At 43.6% G+C, this 2,391-nt stretch carries 1 tRNA gene and 2 pseudogenes; 1 reads left to right on the top strand and 2 read right to left on the bottom strand.

The window, feature by feature from the left end:
• Window positions 1-65: 65 nt before the first annotated feature.
• A pseudogene (locus B7L70_RS14330) lies at window positions 66-1,154 on the top strand (LAGLIDADG family homing endonuclease); the annotation flags it as partial.
• Window positions 1,155-1,400: 246 nt separating this feature from the next.
• On the opposite strand, the gene B7L70_RS12445 reads toward B7L70_RS14330, so the two are convergent.
• Window positions 1,401-1,499: transfer RNA gene (locus B7L70_RS12445), tRNA-Met, on the bottom strand.
• Window positions 1,500-1,861: 362 nt separating this feature from the next.
• Window positions 1,862-2,391 (bottom strand): annotated as a pseudogene (locus B7L70_RS13650) (hypothetical protein); the annotation flags it as partial.

Below are 2,391 nucleotides of genomic sequence, written 5' to 3'. Positions count from 1 at the left end.
TAATTGAATGCATTGCTGTGGGTGGGTTTAAAATCAATGGGCCGCCGAGAGTCGGCAAAGGCCCGATGAGTAGCAAGGAGGATCAGGAGTTAAGCAACGAAGCCTCCCTACCCCAACCCACCCAGGCGGGGAGGATAGAAACATGCACCGAGTTGGTAAGCAAGGCAATGAGGTGCCTAGAAAACAACGACAAACAATGCGTAATAAGGCTCATAGAGGAGCTAATCAAAAATCAATGCCACGACGGTAGGTTAATCGGTAAAGAGGTTGCTGATAACGCGAGAAACGTTATTTATAGATTATGGCGCATTACCAATGATGAAGCACGATGTGAAGTACTAACGCTATTCAAAAGTCTCGGTGTTTCGAGGAATTGGATAAGTGTCACTTTAAAGGTAGGAGGAAGGCTCAGCGACTTACTGAGAAGATGCGGTATTGAGATAGAGGGGCGCGTAACGAGAAATAAAATCATTGAAAATATTGAAAGCTTGATGGTAAGAGAACTTAGCTGGAGTGAAAAAATGATGTGTAGAGCATTATTGCAATTTATCGGCATCGATATTGACGGATTTGAGAAACATGGCATAGATGCGTGTGCATGGCTTCATGCAGAAACTAGCATTAGCTACTTTATAGGGATTATAGCAAGTGATATAGCTGATTGTGTAATTAAAGCCAAAAGGTATGAGTATGTAAAAGTTTCATTGAATACAACGGAGTCAATCAGCGCCGTAATGTTTCTAAAAATTCTTACTGACATAGGAAAGCCGAGTATATCAATTGTTTGGGGTAATGGTACACCGCGACGAAGAGAAAAAACAAACGTTGCCATACAATATTTTGTCTTTGTTAAAAAGGAAGAATGGAGGTGGCTGAGTATTGAGGAATTGATTAAGTACATAAAGGCATTGGGTTCGGAGGATGTACCGAAGCTAATTGCGGGGATAATTGACGGAGACGGTTCGATCCGATACGACTTTAAAAAGTCCACATTGAACATAAGTATCTCGGCGTGTTATAATTGTAAGAAAAGGATCCTTTTAGACGCCGTTCAGGAAGCATTGGGAAAACTAGGGATAAAGAGCCATATATATGAGGACGAGGAACACAATGCAGCAGTATTGGAGGTTTATGGGAAAAATGCCATTAAGCTGCTTAGACTTATTACTAAGTATTTGCATCACCCAATAAAGTGGTTGCGAGCCGAATTAATCCTAGTGTTTTATGATGGCAAGATAAATTACGATACTTTTGTTGAACTTTATAATCAAACGAAATACGGAGACAGCAACAATGACCCAAAGAGATACCACGGCTTAGAAACCCTCGCCCAAGCGGCCCCACAAACCCACACCCACGGAAACAAAAACCACCAACCCCATAAAAAGGAACTGAACAATTGGTGCCGCCGCCGGGATTTGAACCCGGGGCCTCCCGGTTATGAGCCTTACGCGGGGCTTTCGCCCCAGGGCGCTCTACCTGGGCTGAGCTACGGCGGCGTTTGTTTTGTTTGGTGATTGGTTATAAGTTTTTCTTTGTGGGTGTGGTTTGCCTACCTCATGGATCTCCTTCAATATTCTTGTGAAATCACCACTTATGCTTACCAACCGGTTCCACGGGGTCAACTAAAGAGTATATTGGGCTTTTATAATTATTGTAATGTTATGCGCTATGGAATTTGGGTGTGTGGATGAACTTTCGTAGGGCGTATCATCGCCACTACGCGCTGGTGGATCAATTAATCCTGCCATATTGACTGCACATAAGTCCCACATGGAACCCTAGCCATCGGTTTTGAGTATGAATAAGCCCTTTACCTGGCTGGGTTACCTCTGTGGGTATGGTGGTGTCTTTATGATCTTTATGTTTGTGTGTTGTTTATCATTTCTCTTATGTAGTCTATGCTTTTTTGTAGTGCTTGCCATGTTTCGTTTGGTACCTTTGTTTTCACGTTGCTCCATTTGTTTAGTGTTTCGTCGACGTATTTCTCGGCTCTCCTTAGGCACTCTGGGCATAGGTAGTATCTGCCCACTGGTATGACTTCCACTATGTCTCTGCCTTCGTGCTTGTTCGCGTGGCATTCTAGCTCTATCTTCCTGACTCCGTCCTCGAGTTCCTTCATTATGCCTAGTTCGTTGAGTTTTGTGTGAATTGTCTCTACGAAGTCGCTTATGTTCCTTAGTTCCGTGTAGTCCTCTGGGATGAGTATGTTTGTTATGTTTGAGATGCTTTTGATGTCGTCCTCAATGAACCAGTCGATTATGAATAGGGAGAAGGCTGTGTTTATTAGCCTATTGAGTTCGTTCACGAGTTTCTCATCCAGCCTTACCGCAGCTGCCTTACTACCATCTGGGTTGAGGAATTCTATGCGCGGTTCCTTGCCTGCCTCCA

Source organism: Vulcanisaeta sp. EB80 (assembly GCF_002078205.2).
This window is presented reverse-complemented; position numbering and strand designations above follow the sequence as displayed.